Genomic DNA, 23,317 nt, shown 5'->3' on the forward strand with positions numbered 1-23,317 from the left:
TTAATCGGCGGTAGGTTGGTTTGCTCAGGCCGCCCTCAAGGCCTGGGCCGGGGCCGGCAGGGTGAGGCGCACATCCTTACCTTCGGCGAGATTGCGTGCGAGCACTTCGGCGTATGCGTCCGGGATCACCTTTACAAACCGCGCCAGGCTTTTCTCCCAATTGGCGAGGATCCGCTTCGCCTTCGAGCTGTTCGTGTAAAAGACGTGGTTTTCCAGCAACCGTTTGACCAGCGCGTGGTCGCGTTCGCCGGCACCCGCCAACGGTTCCATCCGTACCATCGAGGGATTGAGCTTGGTCGCAAAGGCGCCGTTCTCGTCGAAAATGAACGCTTCACCCCCGCTCATACCGGCACCGAAGTTCTTGCCGGTCCGCCCCAGGATCACTACGGCGCCGCCGGTCATGTATTCGCACCCGTGGTCACCCACGCCTTCAACCACGGCCATCGCGCCCGAGTTGCGCACGGCAAAGCGTTCGCCGGCCATGCCGTTGAAGTACGCTTCACCGCTGGTGGCGCCGTAGAGCGCGACGTTGCCGACGAGAATGTTTTCACTCGCGACGTAAGCCGCGCCCTTCGGCGTGTTGACCGTAATCTTACCTCCGGAGAGCCCTTTACCGACGTAATCGTTCGCGTCGCCCTCCAGGTGCAGGCTGATGCCGCGCGCGAGGAAGGCGCCGAAACTTTGCCCGGCTGTCCCGGTGAAACGGATTCGGATCGTATCCGGCGGCAACCCTTTTGGCCCATACCGTTTGGCTACCGCCGAGCTGAGCATCGTGCTGGCCGTACGGTCCGAGTTGTGAATCTTGGATTCAATCAGGACCGGCTTACCGCGTTCAAGGGCAAGCTGCGCCTGCGCAATGAGCTGGTGGTCGAGCTTTTTCTCCAGCTTGTGATTTTGAGCGCGGACCTTGCGCGGTGTGTCTGCCGAAGGCTGCCGGTAAAGGAGCTTCGAAAGGTCGAGCGGTACACCCTTGGGGAACCGGATCGTTCGCGGGCGCAATTTATCCACGCGACCGATCATTTCATCGACGGTATGAAACCCGAGCGTCGCCATCAGTTCGCGAACCTCCTGGGCGACAAAACGCATGTAATTGACCACGTGCTCAGGTTTTCCCGGGAATTTCGCCCGCAGATCCGGGTCCTGGGTGGCAACGCCGACCGAGCAGGTGTTGCAATGGCATTTGCGCAGCATGATGCACCCGACAGCAACCAGGGGCGCCGTCCCGAAGCCGTATTCCTCGGCACCGAGTAATGCGCCGATGACCACGTCGCGGCCCGTTTTCAGCCCGCCATCCACGCGCACGCGGATCCGCGAGCGCAGGTTATTCGCCAGCAGCACCTGATGGGTTTCAGCCAGCCCGAGTTCCCAGGGTGCACCGCAATTCTTGATCGACGTTTTCAGGGCCGCCCCCGTACCGCCGGCATCGCCCGCGATCAGAACCGCGTCCGCACGGGCCTTGGCGACGCCCGCTGCAATGGTGCCGACGTTGGCAACGGACACCAGCTTCACGTGGACTTCCGCCTCGGGGTTGGCGCACTTCAAATCGTGGATCAGCTGCGCGAGGTCTTCGATCGAGTAGATGTCGTGGTGCGGCGGCGGCGAGATCAAGCCGACGCCCGGCGTGGTGAAACGCACCGCGGCAATTTCTTCATTTACCTTGGGGCCCGGCAGTTCGCCGCCTTCACCCGGCTTCGCCCCTTGGGCCATCTTGATTTCAATCTGTTTGGCGCTGGCGAGGTAATTGATCGTCACGCCGAAACGGCCGCTCGCGATCTGTTTCATCGTGCAGGTGCGCTCCGTGCCGAACCGCTCGACTTGTTCGCCGCCTTCTCCGCTGCCGGCTTTTCCGCCGATCCGGTTCATCGCGGTGGCGAGGCACTCGTGGGCTTCGGTGCTGAGGGACCCAAGCGACATGGAGCCGGTCGAGAAACGTTTCCAGATGGATTCGACCGGCTCGACCTCCTCGACCGGCACCGACTCGTTCTCGTCGATGTCGAACTCGAGCAACCCGCGAATCGTTTGCAGCCGTTCCTCCTGGGCATTCAGGAAGCTCGCGAACTCCTGGTACGTCTCGTAACTGTCGGTGCGCACCGCGTATTGCAGTTTGGCCACCGTGATCGGGTTCCACTGGTGCATCTCGCCGTCGCGCCGCCAGTAGAGGTCCCCGCCGACGTCCAGCGGCAGCGTGCCCGGCACCTTTTCGCCGAACGCAATCGCGTGCTGCTCGAGCATCTCGCGTTCGATCTCCTTCAAACCGACGCCGCCCAGGGCGCTCGGTGTGCCGGTGAAATATTCGCGGATAAAGTCATCGCTGAGGCCGACCGCCTGGAACACCTGGGCCGCCTTATAACTTTCAAGGGTCGAAATCCCCATCTTAGACATCACCTTCAGGAGCCCGCCGTCGACGGCTTTCTTGAACCTGGTGATCGCCTCGCGGGCGTCGGCGCCCTGCAGCCAGCCGTCACGCCCGAGTTGCGTGATGCTGGCGTAGGCCAGCCACGGGTAGATCGCGTCCGCACCGTAGCCGATGAGCGTGCAAAAATGATGAACCGTGCAGGGCTGGCCCACTTCCAGCACGAGGGCGGCATTGGTACGCAACCCTTCACGGATCAAGTGATGCTGGAGTGCGCCGATCGCCAGCAGGCTCGGGATGGGAATCCGGCCGGGGCCGACGTTGCGGTCCGAGACGATGATGATCTCGCAGCCGTTCTTGAGTGCCTCGGCCGCGCGTGCCCGCACCTCGCGGATGGCATCCTCCAGCGAGTTGCCGACCGGGTAAGTCGCGTCAATGAAGCCGGAACGGATCCCGTTATGATCGATGTCCCGGAGCGCCGCCATGCCGGCGTGCGTCAGGATCGGAGATTCGAGGAACAGTTGCCGGCAGTGTTCCGGCGTTTCCTCCAGCATGTTGCGCTGGCGGCCGATGTGGCTCTCCAACGAGGTCACCAGCTCCTCGCGGATATAATCCAGCGGCGGATTGGAAACCTGCGCGAACATCTGCAGGAAGTACTGGAACAACGGTTTGTGGCGCGTCGACAATACCGCCAGGGGGGTGTCGTTGCCCATCGAGCCGAGGGGATCTTTTCCTTCCGCCGCCATCGGTTGCACGAGGCAGCGAAGGGACTCGAGCGTGTAGCCGAACGCACGCTGGAACGGCGTTACGTCCGCAATCGCCTCCGGCCCCGGGCTCACCGTGGAAGTGAGGTCGCGCAAACGGATCCGTTTCTCCGCCAGCCACTCCGCGTAGGGCGGTTTGGTCAGCTCCGCAAAAATTTCGTCTTCGGGCACGATCCGCTTCTGGAGGGTGTCCGCCAGAAACAATTCACCCGGTTTAAGGCGGCCCTGAAGCACGATCTCGCTTGCCGGGGTATCGAGTACGCCCGTCTCGCTCGCCATCACCAAAAGATTGCTCTTGGTGACGTAATAGCGGCACGGCCGGAGACCGTTGCGGTCGAGCACGGCCGCGACCCGATAACCGTCGGTCGCCGCGATCAAAGCCGGACCGTCCCACGGCTCCATGATCGTGGAATGGTAATCGTAAAACGCGCGGCGCTTGGGGTCCATTAACTTGTCCTTGTTCCACGCCTCCGGAACCAGCATCCGCAACGCCTGCGGCAAGGTGCGGCCCGACTCGAGCAGGAGCTCCAGGACGTTATCAAATACGGCGGTGTCGCTCAGGCCCTCGCTCGTGACGGGTTTGATTTGCTCGATGTCGCTGCCGAACCGTTCGCAGGCCAAGGCCGCCTCCCGGGTTTTCATCCGGTTAACATTGCCGCGCAGCGTGTTGATCTCGCCGTTATGAACGGTCACCCGGTACGGGTGGGCGAGTTGCCAGGCGCCCAGGGTATTGGTGCCGAAGCGCGAGTGGACCAGGGCCAGGCTCGTCGTTACCCGCTCATCCTTGAGGTCAGGGTAATACTTGCCGATCTGGCTGCAGGTCAGCAGCCCCTTGTAGACGATCCGGCGCCGGTCGAGCGAGCAGATGTAAAACAGGTCGTTCCCTGCGATCCTGCTGGCGGCGGCGGCTTTTTCGATGAGCCGCCGCAGCACGTAAAGCTTCTCGTCCAATCGTTCCGGAGGCAGGGAGGTGAGCGGCTCGACGAAGAGTTGCTTCACGGCCGGTTCGGACTGCAGGGCCGTCCGGCCAAGGTCGGAATTGTCCGTCGGCACATCCCGCCAGGCAATGACTTTAAAGCCGGCCTCGCGGCACACCGTGTTCGCCAGCCTTTTCAGGCCGATCTGTTTCCAGTTATCTTTTGGAAAGAAAATCATCCCGACGCCATACGAGTCGAAGTCGCCGAGCCCCGGGACCACCTCTTGAAAGAACGCGTGCGGTTTTTGCAGCAGCATGCCTGCCCCGTCGCCGGTTTTTTCCTCGGAGCCCCGTGCGCCCCGGTGGTCGATATTGACGAGGATCCGTAACCCGTCTTCAACCAGTTCATGGGTTTTCGCCCCATTCAGATCGACCAGCACGCCAACGCCGCAGGCGCCACGCGTCGCCGCGGGGCTGACCAGCCCCTCATAGTCCCATTGATTGGTGAAATTCATTTTTATTACAGGGGAAGACTGCGGCCACGCCTCATCGTTCTCGGTCCGCCGTCGTCGAAACCTGGCTTTGCAGCGACTGGACTGGTCGAGTGGCAAAAAAGGTGTCGTGGATGGCGCCGCCGATCCCATTGAGCTTGACTTGAAAGCCATCGATGAATTCGTGCACGCCGATGCGCATAATGTCCGAGACGCGCGTGAAATCGAGTTCGGCGCGGAGTTGGCCCAGCCGTTGCTCAGCGATATTGCGGAACGACCCTTGCGGCGTGCCTGAAATGGCGTGCAGCGACTCATCGGCGCGGCGGAGGCAAAAGTGCATCGCCCGCGGAAACTCGGGATCGAGCACCAGGAATTCAACGACGCGCAAGGGTGAAACCCGGCCGTATTGCTGGCGATAAACCTGGAGCGCGCTTGCGGACCGGAGGACCGCCGTCCACTGAATCTCGTCGAGGGGGGTGCCCACGTCGGCGACGGACGGCAGGAGGATAAAATACTTTACGTCAAGGATACGCGACGTTTTGTCGGCGCGCTCAACGCTGCGTCCGAGTTGCGCGAAGTGCCACGGCTCGCTGTGGGACATCGTGGTGTCGGTGAGCCCGATGAACAGATGGCTGGCGAGCCTGATTTCCTCGAAAAATTCTTCCGGCGCCTCCAGGTGCCGGTTGGCGGCGTCATCGACCCGGAAATAGATCCGGTTGAGCTGTTCCCACATTTCCGAAGAAATGCTCTCTCTTATCGAGCGCGCGTTCTCGCGGGCGTAGCGAACGCACGACAGAATCGAGTTGGTGTTTTCGCTGTCGAACGTGAGAAATTGGATGACGGTTTCGCGGGTGGCCCGCTTGTAGCGCTGGATAAACGGTTCGTAGTCGCCCGTGATACGTACAAGCGCTTCCCATTGGACGGCCATTCCGGATGGCAGGTCAAGCATGAGCCGGAAATTCACGTCAAGATAGCGCGCGACATTTTCTGCGCGCTCGAAGTAGCGGCTCATCCAGTAAATCGATTCGGCAACGCGGCTAAGCATGAATAGGGGAGGGATAAAAATTCTTCGGCCGCGCCATCATCTATCGTCGATCACCCAGGTGTCTTTGCTTCCGCCCCCTTGGCTGGAGTTGACGACGAGCGAACCTTTTTTAAGCGCCACCCTCGTCAGGCCGCCGGGCAGCACGAAAATCTCTCTGCCGTAAAGGATGTAAGGGCGCAAGTCCACATGCCGTCCTTCGAAGTGGCGTTCCACCATGATCGGCACGCAGGAGAGCGAAAGGGTCGGCTGGGCGATGTAGTTGCGCGGGTTCGCACGGATGCGTTTGGCAAATTCGATACGTTGCGCTTCGGTGGCGTGCGGCCCGACGAGCATCCCATAACCACCGGATTCATTGGCCGCTTTTACCACAAGCTTGTCGAGGTTCTCCAGGACATACGCGGCATCCGTTTCATCCCAGCAAAGGTAGGTCGGAACGTTGGGAATGATTGCTTCCTCGTCGAGGTAAAATTTGATGATCTTCGGCACGTAGGCATAAACCACCTTGTCATCGGCGACGCCGGTCCCCGGCGCATTGGCCAGCGCAACGCGGCCCGCTTTGTAAACTTCCATGATGCCGGGAATGCCGAGCATGGAGTCGGGCCGGAATACCTCGGGATCGAGGAAGTCGTCGTCGAGCCGCCGGTAAATCACGTCCACCCGTTCGAAGCCGTCCGTAGTGCGCATGAGCACGTGACCATCCGAAACGACCAGGTCGCGGCCCTCGACGAGTTGCACACCCATTTGCTGGGCGAGAAAGGAATGTTCGAAATAAGCCGAATTGTAGCTGCCGGGCGTCAGCACCACCACCCGCGGTGAAGCCACCCCGTCCGGCGCAAGCCACTGGAGCATGTCCAGCAGCCGGGCCGGATAATCGTTGACCGGCCGCACCCGCGAGACTTCAAAAACCTCCGGGAAGGTCTGCTTCATGATCCGGCGATTCTCAAGCACGTATGAAGCGCCGGAAGGGCAGCGCAGGTTGTCTTCGAGCACGTAGATGGTGCCGTCGCCGTCCCGCACGAGGTCCGTGCCGGTGATGTGACACCAGATGCCCCGCGGCGGGTTCAGCCCGACGCACTGTTCGCGGAAAGCCGTGGCCGAACGGATGACGTGCTCAGGCACGACCCCCGCCTTCACGATTTTCTGGTCATGGTAAACGTCATCCAGAAACAGGTTCAGGGCATGGATGCGTTGCCGCAAACCCGTCTCGATTCGTTCCCATTCCGTGCACCGGACGATACGCGGCACGATGTCGAAAGGAAAGATCTTCTCCCGGCCCGCCTTGTCGCCGTAAACATTAAATGTGATCCCGGAATAGAGCAGGGCCCGCTCGGCCGCCTCCTGGCGCCGGCGCAGGTCCCCTTCATCCATCGAATCGATCATTCGCACAAGTGGCTCTGCCTCCGGACGAACCCGGCCGCCGGCTTCAAAGATCTCATCGAAGAAGCAGTTGCACACGTAGCTTTCAAAATTCATACTCTCTCACAACATCAATAGACATCGCGCTGGTAGCGCTTGTCGGCTTTCAGCTTTTTCACGTACTCAGCCGCACCTTCTTTCCCCAGGCCGCCATTCTTTTCAATCACCGTGTGCAGGGCCAGGTCCACGTCTTTCGCCATCCGGCTCGCATCACCGCACACATAGAAGTGAGCGCCATCCTGCAACCAGGCCCACAGTTCGTCTCCAGCCCCGAGCATGCGATGTTGGACGTAAATCTTTTCTTTCTGGTCGCGTGAGAACGCGGTGCTGAGTTTACCCAGGTGCCCGTCGGCCTGCATCGCATCGAGTTCTTCGCGGTAGTAGAAGTCGGTAGCGGCATGCTGCTCTCCGAAAAAGAGCCAGTTGCGCCCCTTTGCTCCCACGGCGCGGCGCTCGTGCAGAAAGGCGCGGAACGGTGCGACCCCGGTGCCGGGCCCGACCATGATGATGGGCGTGTCGCCGTTCTCAGGCAGCCGGAAACTGTGCGACACCTGGACGAAAACCGGCACCGGTCCGTCGACTCGATCGGCCAGGAAGGTTGAACAGACGCCTTTGCGTTTGCGGGCGAACGTCTCGTAGCGAACGGTCGAAACCGTGAGGTGCACCTGGTCGGGAAAGGCCTTCAGGCTGGAAGAGATTGAGTAGAGCCGGGGCTGGAGTTTTTTCAGGTGGCTGACAAACTCAGCCGGCGTGAACGTGACCGACGGAAAGTCGGCGAGCAGATCGAGCACTTCACGGCCCCAGAGAAAATGCCCGAGCGCTTCCTTCTCTTCGGGCCGCATCAGGTCGGCCAGGGTACGGTCGGAGCTGCGCTCGGCGATGGCCTTGAGCAGCGGGGCAGGGATTTTGGTGATTTCGTAATGGCGTTCCAACGCGATGCGGAGCGAGTCCTCCTGGCCGTAAGGGGTGGGAACAGCTTCCTCACCGTCGCAATTAAGGACGTGCAGCAATTCGTCCACCAGCGCCGGGCAATTGGTCGGGATCACCCCAAGCGCATCGCCGGCTTCATAAACGAGGCCGGAGCCGGCCAGCGAAATTTCATAGTGGCGGACTTCTTTTCCGGAGCCTTCAGTGCTCAAGGGCCGGCTGGCCAGCAACGCGGCCGGAAACGGGTTTTTGCGCGAGTATGCCGCCTTCGCGGGGGGTGCGCCCGGCTCGTCGTCCTTGCCCGGTTCGGTCGCCGTGCCCGTTTTGCCCGGCGAAGTGGGGCCGGGCACGTGTCCGGCTTCAACCGGATTGTCCCCGATGATGGCCGGGGCGCCGTGCGTTCCGGGCGGCGCTTCGGAAGCGGCCGGCGCAGGTGCGGCGGGAGCACTCTTGGCGGCGGCTTCCAGCACGCCGAGCACGCCGGTTTGCCAGCGTTCAAAGGGCGCCTCGTAGTCGACGTCGCAATCGACCCGCTCGTACAGGCGGTGGGCGCCCAGTGCTTCGAGCCGATTATCGATGTCGATGCCGCACTTGCAGAATTGCTCGTAATTCTTGTCGCCTAACGCCAGCACGGAGTAGCTCAGGTTCGCAAAGCCGGGGTGATCGGCGCCGTGCAGTTCCGCATGGAAAGCCTTGGCGTTTTCCGGCGGGTCGCCCTCGCCGAAGGTGCTGGTGATGATCAGCGCAAACTTCTCTTTGGCCAGGTCTTTCACGCTGACCTTGTCCAGACCGACGGCCCTGGAGTCAAAACCGCGCTGTTGCACCACTTTGGCCAGCCGTTTGGAGAGCGCTTCGGCATTGCCGCTTTCCGAGCCGAAAAACACCGGCACCTTGACCTTGACCGGTGCGGCCGCGGGCGGCGCCGCCGTCCGGCCAGGTTGCATACCGGAGAACATCCCGGCAAGCAGCCCGTTCAACCAGGCACGTTGCGCCGGGGTAAAGGGGGCATTATCGGGCACGAAGGGGATCCCTACGGACGGGTTAGGGACCGTGGATGTAGTCGTCATTAGATGGAGACTGATAAGGTTCGAGCGGTTTGAAACCGGGCGGCGTCTGCGCGGGCTCCGACCATGGGTGGAACGCCGCGGCTGCATGGCGCCGGAGACGTACCGGCGATGCGTGTCGCCCGTTGGGTTATTTCCATGACTGTCTTAATCCGAAAACATTTCCTGGAGCTCTTTCACGCTGTGACGGGCGGTGAACTGCACGAATGTTTCCTGCCGACCCTTCCGCCGATTCAGGTAGGTCTTCAGCACCCGTTCCAGCAACGCCGGAATCTGGCTGAAAGGAATGCCGTGAAAGACTTCTCGTCCGAGCGCCTGGCCGCCCACGCATTTGCCCCCGAGGAGGATATGGTAGGCTTCCACCTGTTCGCCGCTGAGCGAAACTTTCGCACCCAGCAACCCGATGTCGCCGATGTAGTGCTGCGCGCAGGAGTTCGGGCACCCGGTAAGGTGGATGTTGATCGGCTGATCCAGTTTTACCTTCTTTTCCAGGTAGCGTCCGAGTTCGACCGCCTGGCCTTTGGTGTTGGTCGAAGACCAACGGCAGCCGGTGTTGCCCGTACAGGCCACCAGGCCGCCCATGATCGTGTTGGCCTCGTAATGAAAGCCCATTTTGACCAGGTTGCGCTTGACCGTCTCGACAAAGCCGTCCGGAACATCCGGGATCAGCAGGTTTTGCCAGACGGTGAGCCGCAGGGTGCCTGAACCGTAATTATCCGCGATGTCGGCCAGGCGCCGCATCTGGCGCGTCTTCATCATGCCGACCGTGATCACGGCCCCGATGTAGTTGAGGCCCGGCTGCTTCTGTTTGTACACACCGAGGTGCGCGTGCGGCATCGGCGGCTGGGGCGGCACGCAGTCCTGCAGCGGCAGGCGCACCAGGGGGAAGGCGAGCTTCTTTTCGACTTCCTCCATGAACCTGCCGGTGCCCCACTTATCGATAAGGTATTTAAGCCGCGCCTTTTTTCGATTGGTGCGGTCGCCGTGTTCGTTGAACACCCGGACGATCGCGGCGGCAACCGCCACGCTGTCGTGGGGCCGGATGATATGGCCGGTATCCCTGGCGAACTGTTCGTGGCCGGTGATGCCGGCCAGTTGGACGCGGAAATACACGCCCGGATCGACCCCTTTGCCCTCCGGCACCCGTACGGCAATGAAGCCGATGTCGTTGGTATCGGCCACCGTGCCGATGGCGCCGCCACCCTCAAAGGCGATGTTAAATTTGCGCGGAATTCCGTACAGGTCGCGGTTGTTGAGGATGTAATAGTGCAGGCCTTTGGCGAGTGGCCGCGTGTCGATCAGTTCGGTGGGATCGATCCCGGCCGTGGCCGGCGCGGTAATGTTGCGGATGTTGTCCACGCCCGAACCGCGCGAGGTCAGCCCGATTTCCTGCAGTTTGGTCAGGACTTTGATGAGGTTCTTCGGCGCAATTTCACGGATCTGTAGGTTTGCCCGGGTGGTGACGTGCGCGTAACCGCCGCCCCAGTCATCGGCGACATCCGCCAGGCCGCGCAGCTGGGCCGCCGTGAGTTCGCCGGCCGGAATGCGCAGCCGCAGCATGAATGAGTCCTGCGTGGGCCCGACGTAAAACAGGCCGTGGAACCGGAACCAGAAGGTGTGTTTCTTGTCCGGGAGCTTGTTTTCGGCCGCGTGAGATATGAGCTCATCCCAGACGTCCAGACCGTTGCGTTCGAGCTTCCAAACTTCTTGCTCGCACAGGTCGGACACGGGGGTACCGAAGACCGTTTGCTCCTCCTCGGAGGGCGGCTCGGCCAGGTTCGGCAGACCGGGCGCAGCCTGGCTGGTGATGAGCCCGTTCGGCAGCTGGCCGGCGAAAGGCCGCCGGAACGCCAGGCCGGCAAAGTACCCTTGGAGGTATTCCTTCTGTTCGGGACTGAAAGGTTGGTCCATCAAAAGGGCATCCATACGCAAATTAATTTCACCGTCGGGCGGCTGGCGACGCGGGCCGGAATCAGCAGGTGTGAAATCTCTATGTGATGACTCATAAACTCGTCCCGAGTTGTGTTAGGTCAGGATCCTTTAGCAGCTTCCATTCCGCCTGGCGCCACGCGCGTAATATTTTTTTCCACCCGGGCAGCCATCGGCCCGCCCGCGATCCATGCGCACCGGTGCAGGTAAAAGCGGGGTTGTGTTCGTGGTCCGGTTGGTGCAAACATGGTCGCTTTTTCGCCAGGACTGGTGGACTTTAACCAGCGGGCACAGCGTCACACCACGATCACAGCGGAGCAGAATCACACGGCGCCACGGCGGACCACGGCGACCACGGCGGGAAGAGGGGAAAGCGTTCGGAGTTCGGAGTTCGGGGTTCGGTCACACGGCGGGCACAGCGGGTGTGGCGGGCACGACGTAAGGGTTCACACGGCGAACACGGCGGGAAGAGGGGAAAGCGTTCGGAGTTCGGGGTTCGGAGTTCGGAGCGGCGTTATGGGGGTGGGTGCGAGTGTCAGCCTTGGAGTTGCCGCCGGGTCGTCTTCATCTGTGTCAATCTGTGTGATCTGTGGATGTTTCCTCTTTTCTGCGTGTTCCGCGGAGAATTCGGTCTTCCCACTGTGCTCCGCCGGACGATTGGATGCGGTGACACGACGTCTCTGAACTCCGAACTCCGAACCCCGAGCGCCGAACGCTTTCCTCTTCCGCCGTGCCCGCCGTGCTTCGGCATTGCGCTTGCTGCATGGGCAGGGGCGTACCTTGGATCTATGAGCCAGACCCTGAATCCGCCGGACCAGAAACTCATCCGATACATCAACCTCAAACTGGCGGCCCTTGGGTGCCCAACGGTCGAGACCGGCGACGGCGCCGAGTTCAAAGAAATGGCCGCCCTGCTGGCGCATCAGCGGGAGGTACACCGGCTGCTGGCCAACTATCTCCCGCCGGCAGACAACCGCATCCAGACCTTCTTGTACGATTACCTGCAGGATGCGCCGTTGGCGAAACTGCCGTCGCGCACGTTCGTGCTGGACCGGCCCGGGTTGGCGCGGGCGCTCTCGCTGGCGCCGGGCAACGACGAATTCAAGTCGGACCTGCTGCATTCGTACCGGCTTTCTCAAGGGGTTTTGCACAATCCCAAGAGCGACCGCCGGACGACGCAGGGGACTTTCCACATTGCTGAAGGCGGCCTGCCGGTGCCGGACGACAAAGTCGCGGTGCCGAAACGCGCCTTCGGCCGGTTGCTCCAACTGGCCCTGACGCCCCCGCCGGCGATGCTGCAGCTGCCGTTTACCTCGGCGCAGGCGCAACGGGCGGAATGCTTCGTTTCCCTGCTGTTGCGGCCGGTAGTTTGTCCTGCCGTACCGGGAGTCACCACGGAAAAAACGATGGAGATCCGGTTTTTCGCCCCGGGCGGCCTGGTCAGCAACCTCGATTTTGTCGAGAGCATTTTCGGGAACGGCGGAGATCCGTTTCTGCCGGAGAACGACGCCGGGCTGGACCCTGAGCATTGGACGGGGCACTCCGGGTGCGTGATTCTGGCGCCGCATCTCACCCAGGTGCGCAAGAAAGACCTGGGATTACCCTCCTGGGAGGCTGCGACCGAGCGCCAACGGCGTGACGGCGTGTGCTGGCGGGACGCGGCCGAACTCTACAACAACGGCGTTGCCTTCAAGCTGACCTGCCGCGATGAGAGCGGCGTCATCGTCACGATTATTGCCGACAACTATTTCGGTTATTGCAAAAAGGAGGTCAAAACGCAGCTCAGCTACTCGGCCAATCTGCTCGGGCTTTGCGAGGAGGAGCACGCGGGCGGCGCGCTGGTGTTTCCGAGCTATGACCTCGGCGAGAAATTCAGCGGTGACCTTCACGTGGTCCGTTCCGGGCACACCTACGGTGAGATGGTATCCTTATACAGTGACCTGATGGACGTTCGTCCGGAAGGCTTCGCGGTCGACAAGCGGTTTCCGGACATCATTTACGTGCGTGAAGACGTCTGTTTTGACCTGCACGCGCAGTCGGTGAGCTGGACCCATGAGGGCGCCAGCCACTCGATCAAGTTACTACCGGGTCGCACCTACGTCCGGCCTTCCGGTTACAAGGTGCAAATGGTCAAACCGCCCGGGGGCCGGGCGTGGCGCCTGATCGGGACGGTCGCCGAGGGCACGCTTTGTCATAAACCCTGCACGGTGTCGGGCGGCGGAAAATCGGAAATTTCCAAGCCGATCGGCGACGCGATCCTCCAGGGGCCGGTATTTGTCGCGGATTTTCACAAAGACTTCGACCGGGTCGCAGAGTTGATCAACCGCAACTACGGGGGCCGTTTCCGGGCCGGCCGCAAACGGCCGGCGAGCCGTCCGATCCTAAGCCCTGAGCGATCGCTGGGCTCGGTGATCAAGCTGCTTACGCCTGCGCCGGACGAATATACGGACGAGTACTCGGCCTGGCTCGATTCGATCCCTCAGTACATCAAGGAACTCGTCTTTGTGGTGAAGCGTTTTTATCGTCCTGAATGGGGCGATACCTGGCGCGAGCATTTCAGCGTCGACGTCATCAACGGTGTCCCCGCGCACGAGTTAAAATGCAATGACCGCAAGCTCGTGGCGAACTTTCTGCGGGTAGGTTACAATCCGGACGGTTCATGGCGCACGTTCGGGTTGCGCAAGGATTTCTATCCGGCGGCGAAAGTCCCCCTGGAAGACGATATCACCGCATCGGTTGTCGTGGCTGCCGGCCAGTTGCAGGGGCTGAATCCGGAGTATCGCCAGCCTTCCGTCAAGTTCGTCAAGAACACCGAACAGCGACTCTTTCAGCGTCCGGATGACGCCATCCATCCCGGGTACGATAAACAGACCGAGTGTGATTTTGCGCAGCCTGGAAACTTCTTTTCCAACTACGAACCGCTGGCCCGGGCCGACGCGATCCGTCTGGTTGAAGACGCGATCACCTTTGACCGGTTCACCGGATCGATGCAGGAGTTGATCCGGCGGGCCGCCGACGCGGGTAACGGCGCCTATTTCGTCTCCTCGGCTCACCCGCGCATCGTGGAGGGCAAACCCTCAAAAAACCCGCGTTACCTGCAGTGCCGGCAGGATCTCGCCAATCCGCGGGACGCTTACCTTGCTGAGGCCGGCACGCGTCTGCGCCGGCGCATTCCTCTCCGCAAACCCGTTTATGCGCCGGTCAACGCCGTCCTGCCCGGCCGCCGCAATAACCCGCCGGAAGGTCCCATCCGCCCGCTGGCCGTGTTTAATCCGATCCATTACCTCGAGCTGCCGGAGCTTTTTATGGAGTTCATTTGCAGCATGACCGGCAAATCGCCTTCGACCACGGGCGTCGGCTCCGAGGGCGCCCTGACCAAAGGCCCTTTTAATGCGCTGCCCCCGATCATCGACCTGAACGCTGCGCTGGTTTCTTACCTGCTGACCGGAGACGCCGTCTTCGTGACCGCGGCGGGCTACGCCGGCCCCCATTTCCGCGTTGATCATGACGTCAGCCTCCTCGTGCCGGAAATCTGGTCGCGTATGGCGGTCGCCGAGCGTGACCCGCGGTTTCTGATCGACGGCGGTTACCTTGAAAAGTGCTCCGACTTCGTCTACAGCGGGCGCACGGTCCGCGCCAGCCTGCTCGGGTACCGGATCACGAAACGTTTTGTCGCGGCATTCTTCGGCCGCGTTTTCAACCACCCCGACGCCGTCCTGACGGAAACGATGCTGCGGCCGGAGCTTCAGGACCTCGCTGTTTTCGCCGACGGAATGGAAAACATTATTGCCACGCAAAGACGCGTCGCGCAAAGTTACTTTGATGATGGCAGTATCGCGTCGGCCTGCCCGCCATTGCGAGCGCTTTTGCACCTCATGGTGCACGAGCAGTTCGAAGGCAAGGATCTCGCTCACCCCGAGATTCGCGCGCTTTTCACCCGTGACGGCATGCTCGCGAGCGGTTGGTACGCCGAGCGGCTTTCCGCCAAACAGAAGGTCAATGCCCGTCTGTGGGCTCGCCACGTGCACACGTTGGAAACGTTCATGGCTAAATCGAACTACAGCGATGAAGCGGCCCGGCTTCGGATCGATGACCGCCTGGAACGGGCACGCAAAACCCTGGACGCGATTCGTGCGCCGGAATACGAAAAGTCGTTGCGCGGAACCATCGGTGTGCAACCGCTAAACCCTGCATGAAGCGCATCGCGATTCTTACCGCCGGTGGTGACACGCCCGCCTTAAACCCGACCATCCACGGCGCGGTGGTGCGGGCAAACCAGTTAAAAGTCGAAATCTTCGGACTGATCAAAGGGTTTAACAGCCTGTTCAATCCGCGCCTGCCGCACGTGCATCTTAACCCGCTATTTCACGAAATCCCGGAGCTGGACCCAACCAAAGGGGGGACGCTCGTCGGTTCGTCACGGGATTTCGTGGATCCGGACAAGAAGGACGACCTCGACTGCGCCGTGGCGCGGCTCGGGAAGCTTGGCATCGAAGGCCTGATCTGCGTCGGCGGGGACGGCACGCTCAACGGCCTGCAGCCGATCGCCGATCGGCTGCCTACCGTGCTCGCGCCGAAGACGATCGACAATGACCTTGGCCTGAATTACCCGAGCGAACCCGATGAGATGATTCGCGTGAACGATCCGAGCGGCAAAGGGTTCCAGTACAAACGCAGCGGTTCAGAGGCGGTGTTCGCGCTCGACCAGCTCGTTAATTACTGCACCCCGGGGTACGCCACCGCCGTTTATGTTTCCGCCAACGGCGTCGAGCGCGTCCGTACGACCGCCGAGAGCCACCGGCGCATCGCGATCATCGAAGTCATGGGCCGCCACTCCGGCTATATCGCCCTCGGCACGGCGTACGGGCGGCCGGACCTCATCCTGGTGCCCGAACACCCGCTCGAACTTGAACGCCTGGTTGAACGGGTAAAACAGCTCTACGATCTTCAGAAAAACGTCGTGATCGTCTGCGGCGAAGGCATCGTGGACGAGCAGGGGCGTGAACTCGGGGCCGAAACCAAGACCACCGATCCGGCCGGCAATATCCAGCTCAGCGGCGCTGCGGAAGCGCTGCGGGCAAAACTGATCCAGTTGATCGGCGATAAGTATTTCCAGCTTTACCGTCGCGCGCAGTCGGCGCGGGAGGCGATCTTTACCCGGAAAGTGGGGCACAGCCAGCGCGGCGGAAGACCGATCCTGTTTGACCGCTTCTACGCCGCACAACTCGGCGCAAAAGCCGTTGAACTGCTGCTCGAAGGGCGCAACAACGCCGTTTCGATTCTCCAGTACAGCCCGAGCCAGGGTTTCCAGGTGGACGGGTTCGACGCCAATCGTTTCCGCGACCGCTGGGGCCATACCCACGCCCGGCGCATGCACCCGGACCTGTACGATCCGCTGCGGATGAAACCATCACGCCTCGGCATCGATTATCTGACGCCCATCTTCACCGATGCCATCGGCTACGACGATATGGAGTACCAGCGCACCACGCTTTTCGCACAGGCAAATCTTACCCAGCCTTATCACTCGGTTAATACCGACGTTAACAAGCGGATTCGTTACCTCGCGCCGGACATCGGGTAACGGGTAACGGGGGCGATGGTGGAGGGAGGGGCCACCCATGAGAAGGCTATGATTTCTCGTCCCGTCGTGGCCGCGTCTCGCGCGGGGCCTGACGCCAGTAACCCGTTACCCGTTACCCGACACGGAGTCACGCCTGGCCGTAGTAGGCGGCGGCGCCATGCTTGCGCAGGAAATGCTTGTCGAGCAATGCCTGGGGAATGGGCGGGGCATTCGGATTAAGTTGGAGCGCCTTCATCGCCATCTCGGCGATGACCTCCAGCGCCAAAGCGTTTTCAACGGCTTTTTTACCGCTTGGGCCCCAGGCGAACGGCCCGTGGCTTTGGACGAGCACCGCGCAGATCTGCGTCGGGTCCAGATCCTTGAAACGCTCGACGATGACGTTGCCGGTCTCCCATTCGTAGGCGGACTCAATTTCCTGCGGGGTCATCATGCGCGTCACCGGCACGCTGCCGTAGAAATAATCGGCATGCGTCGTCCCGAAACAGGGGATTTCCCGACCGGCTTGCGCGAAGGCGACGGCATTGCGCGAATGGGTATGCACCACTGCGCGAATGCCTTGAAACGCCTGGAATAAACGGCGATGGGTCGGGGTATCGGAGGAGGGACGCAACGACCCCTCCACGATCCGGCCGCCATAGTCCACGATCACCATGTCGTTTGATTGCAGGACGCTATAGTCAACGCCGCTGGGTTTAATCGCGAAAACCCCGCGCGCGGGATCGGCCACGCTGACGTTGCCGAACGTCAGGTCGATCAACCTGTGTTCCGGCAGCAGCAGGTTGGCCTCGTAACACTCTTCCTTGATCTCACGATAGCTGCTCATGATAGCCGTACGACTCCTCTGATTTGATTCTTGTCATTTATAGGTATCCTGGCCGAGCCACGGGCCGGGCGTCACAATTTGCCCAAGCCGGGCGCGAGATGATAATAGACCTCGTTATTGCGAAGCTGCTGCTTGAAGTCGCCCAGGCTCGTGTCATGACCGATGACGGCCAGTTCCACGCCCGCAATCTCCGCAAAATCCTCCAGGTACTCGGTGGTGGCTGTATAGCTGTAAACGGTGTGATGCGCCCCGCCGGCATAAATCCAGGCCGCCACGGCGGTCTTGAAATCCGGGAGACACTGCCAGACCGCCCGCGCCACGGGCAGTTTCGGCAGCGGTTCGAGCGGCCGGACGGCATTGACTTCGTTGACGATGAACCGGAAGCGGTTGCCCAGGTCAATGATCGAGGCGTTGATGGCCGGCCCGGGCGGCGCGTTGAACACCAGGCGTACCGGATCCTCTTTGCCGCCGATGCCCAGGGGGTGGATTTCCAGCGAGGGCTTGTCCTCGGCGATCGACGGGTCGACTTCAAGCATGTGCGAGCCGAGTACCAGGTGATTGTCAGGGGCCAGATGGTAAGTGTAATCCTCCATGAAGGCGGTGCGGCCCCCATTCAGGTCAACGACCATGGCTTTGACTGCCCGCAGCAATGCCGCCGTCTTCCAATCGCCTTCTCCGGCAAAACCGTAGCCGTCGGCCATCAACCGCTGCACCGCCAGCCCGGGCAGCTGCTTCATGCCGTGAAGGACTTGGAAATTGGTGGTGAAACCTTTGAAATTGCCATCCTCGAGAAACCCGCGCAGGCCAAGTTCGATCCGCGCCCCATCACGGAGGGCCTCGTGACGCGTGCTGCCCGAACGCAGTTCTTCGGCGACGTTGTACTGCTCTTCATAGGCCGCACAAAGCTGGCTGACTTCCTTGTCACTGACCTTGTTGATGTACTCCACCAGGTCGCCGATGCCATAGCCGTTGACTGAGAACCCGAATTTAATTTCGGCGGAAACTTTGTCGCCTTCGGTGACGGCCACTTCGCGCATGTTGTCGTCAAAGCGGGCAAACCTGGCCCCCTGCCAGTCATGCCAGCCGCGCGTCACCCGCATCCAGGTCGCCACCCGTTCCTGCACCTGGGGGTCCGACCAGTGGCCGGCCACGACTTTGCGCCCCAGCCGCAGCCGGGTGTGAATGTACCCGGCCTCCCGATCCCCGTGCGCCGCCTGGTTCAGGTTCATGAAGTCCATATCAATCGAGCTCCAGGGCAGGTCGCGATTGAACTGGGTGTGAAGGTGCAGGAACGGTTTGTGCAGCAGGGTCAGCCCGCCGATCCACATTTTGGAGGGCGAAAAGGTGTGCATCCAGAGCACCAGGCCGGCGCAGTTCGGGGCGCTGTTGGCCCGAATACAGAGCGCGCGGATTTCCTCGGACCGGGTCAGCACGGGCTGAAACACCAGTTTCAGCGGGAGCCGTTGATCGGCATTCAGTTCCTCGACGATTTTTTGCGAGTGTTCGGCCACTTGACGGAGGGTATCCTGACCGTAGAGGTGCTGGCTGCCGGTAATGAACCAGATTTCGGGTGACTCAAGATTTTTCATGGGGTGTTTTGGGGCGGGAAGACGATGAACTTAGGATGCTGCCTGGGTTTCTTTGGGATGGATCAGGTTTTCACGGTTCTGGAGAGACCGGCACTCTGCTTCAGACCATCGAACGCATGGCGCCCAGCCGATGCCGATCACTTGGCCGGTGGAAAAGGCCGGCTCCTTGGATGCGGAGTTTGTGCCGTAATCAAATCCGAGGGCAACCGACATAATGTCTCTTCGGGATTACACACAGATCGATACTTCGCGGCACCTTGGCTGTAACGTACCGCTGGCCAAGAATACCTTTGGGAACGTACGGGCCCCGTCCGGGGGAAAGATGCGCTTCGATTTGTGGCGCCTTTTCGGCAAGGGCGGAAAAGGCGAAACCGGGTCCCTGCCTTTTCGGTCCGGCGAGCCGGGCCGGAAAAAGCCGGGGCTTCAAGTTTTAGCCCGAAAAAGCTGGACATAGGTTGCCCATTCCTTGCAGGTTAGGTGAGAGTTGTTCCATTTTGGCCTCCCCCCTCGCAAAGCAAACGGCAGGCCCGGCTCAGAAAGCATTGATCTAATTGATTGAACCTTATCTTGAAGTTTATTTAGAAGACAGCTATGAAGCGTCCCCTTACACACTGGTTTCTTATCGCACTCTGCGCCCTGGCGGTGAGCGGCCCAAGTCACAGCGCCCAGGCGGCTGGTAAAAAGGTTAAACTGGCGTTCGTGACCAACAACGCCTCCGATTTCTGGACCATTGCGCGCGCCGGCACCACCAAAGCCTCACAGGACTTGGGCAACGTCAACGTGCAGTTCCGGATCCCGGAGGACGGCACGGCGGCCACCCAGACGCGCATCCTTGATGACCTGCTGTCAGCTGGAGTCGACGGCATTGCCATCAGCCCGGTTGATCCGAAGAATGAGACCATCAAACTCGATGAAGTCGGCAAGCAAGCGCTGCTTTTCACCCACGACAGCGACGCGCCGGACAGCAACCGGGTCTGCTACGTGGGCACCGATAACGTCGCGGCGGGCCGCCAAGCGGCCGACCTGATCAAGCAGGCGCTGCCCGAAGGCGGAAAGATCATGGTGTTTGTGGGCACGCTCGATGCCCAGAACGCCCGGGAGCGCTTCAGCGGCATCAAGGAGGTGTTGCAAGGTTCCAACGTCCAGATCATTGACGCCCGCACCGATGACACCGACCGGGTGCGCGCCAAGGCTAACGTGCTCGACACGCTGGTCAAGTACCCGGATGTGGCCTGCCTGGTGGGTTTGTGGAGCTATAACGGCCCGGCGATCCTGAACGCGGTGAAGGACTCCAACAAGGTGGGCAAGGTTAAGATCGTCTGCTTCGACGAGGAAGAGGAGACGTTGCAGGGCGTCCGGGACGGCGCGATTTTTGCTACCGTGGTCCAGCAGCCTTACCAGTTCGGCTACCAGGCAATCACGCTGATGGACAAGTACCTCAACGGCGATAAGTCAGCGGTGCCGGCCGACAAGAAGGTCATCGTGCCGACGCTGGCCATTACGAAAGACAAGGTGGATGAGTTTGCCGCGAACCTGAAGAAGCTGCGCGGCAAATAATGGTGATCGGTTAATCAACTGCCTTTTGCCTCTCCCCGCGGTGCCGGTGGCGTTCGCCGTGGGGAGAATATTCAGGCAAACCACCTGCCGTGTAGCTCGCGACTATCAGAATGTAACCCCCCGTTATGGCGACCCCTGTTGTCGATACGACACCCCTGCTGGAACTTAAAGGCATCACCAAACGTTTCCCCGGCGTCCTGGCGTTAAGCAACGTGAGTTTCTCCGTCGGTCGCGCCGAAGTGGTGGCCCTGATCGGCGAGAACGGCGCGGGTAAATCGACGTTAATGAAAACCCTCGGGGGCGTGCACCAGCCGGATGAGGGCGAGATCTTCTTCGACGGAAAAAAGGTCACGATTTCCAAGGTGGCCGACGCGATCGGGCTGGGCATCGGGTTCGTCCACCAGGAGCTGAATGTCCTGGATAACCTTGACGTCGCCGCCAACGTCTTCATGGGCCGCGAGCCGCTGCTCGGCGGGCCGCTGCGCCTGGTAAACCAGCGCCGGATGTGGACCGAAAGTGAAGCGTACCTCAAGCGCCTGGGGCTGAGTATCTCGCCCAAAACGCCCTTGAACCAGTTGTCGATTGCCCAGCAGCAGATGGTCGAGATCGCCAAGGCGCTCTCGCAAAACGCGCGGGTCATCATCATGGACGAGCCGACCAGTTCGCTTACCCTGTCGGAGACCGACCGGCTGCTGGCGACCATCAAGGACCTCCGTGCCTCGGGCGTGAGCGTGATCTACATCTCGCACCGGCTCGGCGAGATCGAGCAGATTGCCGACCGGGCCGTGGCGCTGCGCGACGGGCGCAACGCCGGGGAACTGGAGCGCGGCCGGATCAAGCACGAGAACATGGTCGCGTTGATGGTCGGCAGGAAACTTGAGGACCTCTTTGTCAAGGGAAAGGGGCCTCAGGAGCGGGGGTATTTACGGGTCGAAGGCCTGCGCACGGCCTACCGGCCGCATCACCGGATCAGCTTCGAGGTAGCCAAGGGCGAGATCCTGGGTTTTGCAGGGTTGGTCGGTGCGGGCCGATCCGAGATGGCACAAGCCATTTTCGGGGTTGAACCCCCCCTGGAAGGCACGGTGCGGCTGGGCGGCCAGGAGCTCAAAATTCGTAATGCGCGTGAGGCGATCAATGCCGGCATCTACCTCGTCCCCGAGGACCGGCGGCATACGGGACTGATCACCAGCATGACCATCCGCGAAAACATCACCCTGCCGGGGCTCAAGCGTTATTCGCCCGGGATGCTCATCAGCCGCGCGCGCGAGGAAGAGGTCTCGAAGCGGCAGGTAGCCGCGTTACGCGTTAAAACGCCTTCCATCGAGACCCGGGCCATGAATTTAAGCGGCGGCAACCAGCAAAAGGTGGTCCTGGGGAGGTGGCTTTCCCTGGAGCCGAAGCTGATCATCTTCGACGAACCGACGCGCGGCATCGACGTGGGGGCCAAGGCTGAGATTTACCGGCTGATGCGCGAACTGGCCGACCGTGGAGTGGCCATCATCATGATCTCGAGCGACATGGAGGAAGTTCTGGGCGTCAGCGACCGGATCGCGGTCATGCACGAAGGCGACATCACCGGGATCCTATCGCGCGACAAGTATTCGGAAAAAGCCATCATGAGCCTGGCCACGGGCCGCAGAGAGCCTTAAGAGCCTTAACGCCAGGGTCTTTTCACAAATCGACTTTTCTTAATCCCCTCCCATATGAAGAAGGAACTCGGCATTACCATCCTGTTGGTTGTCCTTTGTGTAGTGGTGGCGGTATTGAACCCGCGATTTCTGGGTGCTTCCAACCTCACCAACATGGCCCGGCTGATCGGGATATACGGCATTTTCAGCATCGGCATGGGCTTGGTGATCATCACCAGCGGCATTGACCTGTCGGTGGGATCAGTCTTCGCGATCCAGGGCGTGATTTTAGCCATCATGCTGCGCGAGTGGAACCTGCCGTGGCCCGTGGCGGTTTTGTTGGTCATCGCCGGCGTCGTTCTCCTGGGAATCCTGCATGGCTGGTTCATCGCCTACATCCGCATGCAGCCCTTCATCGTCACCCTGTGCGGTCTGCTCTTTTACCGCGGCCTGGCCCGCTTCATCGCCAATGACGAAACCAAGGGTTTCGGCAGCACGGGCTTTGAGTTGCTGCGTCACCTGGCGACGGGCAGCGTCGGGCCCGTGCCGATGCCGTTCGTACTGCTGATCATTATCGGCATCATCAGTTATGTCGTTCTTCACCGGTCAGTGTTCGGGCGTTACCTCTATGCCGTCGGGCGAAACGAGGACGCCGCCCGGTATTCCGGCATTAATAGCCGGATGATCATTTTGAGCACCTACGCAGTCGAAATGCTGCTGGTCGCGATCGCGGGTATTCTCATCGCTTTCTACACCAATTCGATCTCGCCCGCCAACCATGGCCAATCGTATGAGCTTTATGCCATCGCGGCGGCCGTGCTCGGAGGCTGCAGCCTGCGCGGCGGTGAAGGGTCCATCATCGGAATCATCATCGGCACGGCGCTCCTGCAGGTGCTGCAAAACCTGGTCAACCTGCTGGGTATACCGAGTTCCCTGAATTTCGCAGTGATGGGGGCGGTTATCTTCCTGGGCGTGCTGGTGGATCAGATCTCGGGCCAGCGTAAGAAGAAGCAACAGGTTCTCGCCCGGGCGCCTGCAGCCACGACGCCTGCCGCTCCGACCACGCCAACCCAGGCCGCACGGTAGCGGGATTCGGAGTTCGGAGTTCGGAGTTCGGAGTTCGGAGTGCGGAGTTCGGAGTGCGGAATTCGGAGTTCGGAGTTCGGAGTTCGGAGTTCGGAGTTCGGAGTTCGGAGTTCGGAGTGGCATCATGGGTACCGCCTGTCGGTGT

Annotated in this window: 13 protein-coding genes; 5 read left to right on the plus strand and 8 right to left on the minus strand. The window is 61.1% G+C overall.

What is annotated here, in order from left to right; translation table 11 throughout:
- Nucleotides 1-24: 24 nt before the first annotated feature.
- The 5 genes from gltB to JO015_11090 form a co-directional block, all read right to left on the minus strand.
- Entirely contained in the window at nt 25-4,548 is a 4,524-nt protein-coding gene (gltB, locus tag JO015_11070) for a glutamate synthase large subunit (protein MBV9999639.1), read from the minus strand.
- A gap of 31 nt (nt 4,549-4,579) precedes the next feature.
- Nucleotides 4,580-5,569 (minus strand): alpha-E domain-containing protein, encoded by a 990-nt coding sequence (locus JO015_11075; GenBank protein ID MBV9999640.1) that lies wholly within the window; start codon nt 5,567-5,569, stop codon nt 4,580-4,582.
- A 36-nt stretch (nt 5,570-5,605) separates the two neighbouring features.
- The gene (locus tag JO015_11080; protein MBV9999641.1) at nt 5,606-7,042 is read right to left on the minus strand and encodes a circularly permuted type 2 ATP-grasp protein; all 1,437 of its coding nucleotides are present in this window, start codon (nt 7,040-7,042) and stop codon (nt 5,606-5,608) included.
- A gap of 14 nt (nt 7,043-7,056) precedes the next feature.
- Complete coding sequence (locus JO015_11085) at nt 7,057-8,856, minus strand: sulfite reductase subunit alpha (protein MBV9999642.1); 1,800 nt, start codon at nt 8,854-8,856, stop codon at nt 7,057-7,059.
- Between the two features lie 267 nt (nt 8,857-9,123).
- The gene (locus JO015_11090) at nt 9,124-10,887 is read right to left on the minus strand and encodes a NirA family protein (protein ID MBV9999643.1); all 1,764 of its coding nucleotides are present in this window, start codon (nt 10,885-10,887) and stop codon (nt 9,124-9,126) included.
- 818 nt (nt 10,888-11,705) lie between these two features.
- On the opposite strand from JO015_11090, the gene JO015_11095 reads away from it, so the two are divergent.
- Together JO015_11095 and JO015_11100 are read left to right on the plus strand one after the other, a co-directional pair.
- Nucleotides 11,706-15,101, plus strand: coding sequence for a hypothetical protein (locus JO015_11095; GenBank protein ID MBV9999644.1), 3,396 nt, complete (start codon nt 11,706-11,708; stop codon nt 15,099-15,101).
- Nucleotides 15,098-16,489, plus strand: a complete 1,392-nt coding sequence (locus tag JO015_11100; protein MBV9999645.1) for a 6-phosphofructokinase — start codon at nt 15,098-15,100, stop codon at nt 16,487-16,489. The genes JO015_11095 and JO015_11100 overlap by 4 nt, the downstream gene beginning before the upstream one ends.
- A gap of 127 nt (nt 16,490-16,616) precedes the next feature.
- Here the strand turns inward: JO015_11100 and JO015_11105 are convergent, their stop codons facing one another.
- From JO015_11105 to JO015_11115, 3 genes are all read right to left on the minus strand, one after another.
- Nucleotides 16,617-17,312, minus strand: a complete 696-nt coding sequence (locus tag JO015_11105; GenBank protein ID MBV9999646.1) for an L-ribulose-5-phosphate 4-epimerase — start codon at nt 17,310-17,312, stop codon at nt 16,617-16,619.
- A gap of 71 nt (nt 17,313-17,383) precedes the next feature.
- Nucleotides 17,384-18,901 carry an L-arabinose isomerase gene (gene araA / locus JO015_11110; protein MBV9999647.1) on the minus strand — a complete coding sequence of 506 codons (1,518 nt, stop codon included), beginning with the start codon at nt 18,899-18,901 and terminating at the stop codon, nt 17,384-17,386.
- A gap of 30 nt (nt 18,902-18,931) precedes the next feature.
- Nucleotides 18,932-19,114, minus strand: a complete 183-nt coding sequence (locus JO015_11115) for a hypothetical protein (GenBank protein MBV9999648.1) — start codon at nt 19,112-19,114, stop codon at nt 18,932-18,934.
- Nucleotides 19,115-19,492: 378 nt separating this feature from the next.
- Here JO015_11115 and JO015_11120 point away from each other — a divergent pair, with 378 nt between their 5' ends.
- The 3 genes from JO015_11120 to JO015_11130 all read left to right on the plus strand — a co-directional run bounded on the left by JO015_11120 (nt 19,493) and on the right by JO015_11130 (nt 23,172).
- Nucleotides 19,493-20,458, plus strand: coding sequence for a sugar-binding protein (locus JO015_11120; GenBank protein ID MBV9999649.1), 966 nt, complete (start codon nt 19,493-19,495; stop codon nt 20,456-20,458).
- 125 nt (nt 20,459-20,583) lie between these two features.
- Nucleotides 20,584-22,107, plus strand: a complete 1,524-nt coding sequence (locus JO015_11125) for a sugar ABC transporter ATP-binding protein (protein MBV9999650.1) — start codon at nt 20,584-20,586, stop codon at nt 22,105-22,107.
- 54 nt (nt 22,108-22,161) lie between these two features.
- Nucleotides 22,162-23,172: an ABC transporter permease gene (locus JO015_11130; GenBank protein MBV9999651.1), complete on the plus strand. Its 1,011-nt coding sequence runs from the start codon at nt 22,162-22,164 to the stop codon at nt 23,170-23,172.
- Nucleotides 23,173-23,317 lie beyond the last annotated feature (145 nt).

It is taken from the genome of Verrucomicrobiota bacterium (assembly GCA_019247695.1).
GTDB lineage: Bacteria > Verrucomicrobiota > Verrucomicrobiia > Chthoniobacterales > JAFAMB01 > JAFBAP01.